Source organism: Kocuria subflava, assembly GCF_012163155.1.
GTDB classification, from domain to species: domain Bacteria; phylum Actinomycetota; class Actinomycetes; order Actinomycetales; family Micrococcaceae; genus Kocuria; species Kocuria subflava.
Map to the genome: position 1 here is coordinate 1 of NZ_JAAVUN010000092.1, position 950 is coordinate 950.

Here is a 950-nt window from a genome sequence, read left to right on the forward strand (position 1 = left end):
CGAATCCTTGATCCGGATGGACGTCGTGGAGATGCTCGAGGGCGAGGGTTACGAAGTCGTGGGCGAGGCCGAGAACGGCCAGCGTGCCATCGACCTGGCCAAGGAACTCGAGCCGGACCTGGTCCTCATGGACGTCAAGATGCCTGTGCTGGACGGGATCACCGCAGCCGAGGCCATCGCTTCGGAGCGCATTGCGCCGGTCGTTCTGCTGACTGCATTCAGCCAGAAGGAGCTCATCGAGCGAGCACGGGAAGCCGGTGCCATGGCGTACGTCGTCAAGCCCTACACCGCTGCTGACCTGGTCCCGGCCATCGAGATCGCGCTGTCACGCTTCGAGGAAATCATCTCCCTCGAGGACGAGGTCTCCGAGATGAAGGACCAGTTCGAGACCCGCAAGATGGTCGAACGGGCCAAATCGCTGTTGATCACGAAGATGGGCCTGACCGAGCCCGAGGCGTTCCGGTGGATCCAGAAAACCTCGATGGACCGTCGGCTCTCCATGCGGGAAGTGGCCGAGGCCATTCTCAACCAGGTGGCCTGATCCCGGCTGGGGAGGACTCTCGACGACGGTGCAGTCGGATCGCGCACCTAGGATGGGCACGTGAGCGATCAGAGCACCCCCAAGCCCACCACCGTCGTCATCGGCACCAAGACCGAGCACCCGCGGGAGATCGAACTCCCGGAACCGGTGTCCCGGCCCGCCCCGCGACTTCTGCTGATCGACGGTCATTCGCTGGCATTTCGTGCGTTCTTCGCCTTGTCCAGGGCCGCCGAGTACGGCAACGGTCCGGCGTTCGTCACCTCTGAGGGCGTACACACGGAAGCGGTCTACGGCTTCCTCAACACCATGGCCAAGATGATGCGGGACCACGAGCCCACACACGTCGTGGTCTCCTTCCACCTCGGAGGTCCGGCCCTGCGGTCCCAGGAGTACGAGGACTACAAGGGCG

General features: G+C 63.9%; 1 protein-coding gene and 1 pseudogene. Both read left to right on the forward strand.

The window, feature by feature from the left end:
* A partial coding sequence (locus GTW58_RS13110) for an ANTAR domain-containing response regulator (RefSeq protein WP_168023563.1) occupies window positions 1-541 on the forward strand: 541 nt, incomplete at its 5' end.
* Between the two features lie 60 nt (window positions 542-601).
* A pseudogene (locus tag GTW58_RS13115) lies at window positions 602-950 on the forward strand (DNA polymerase I); the annotation flags it as partial.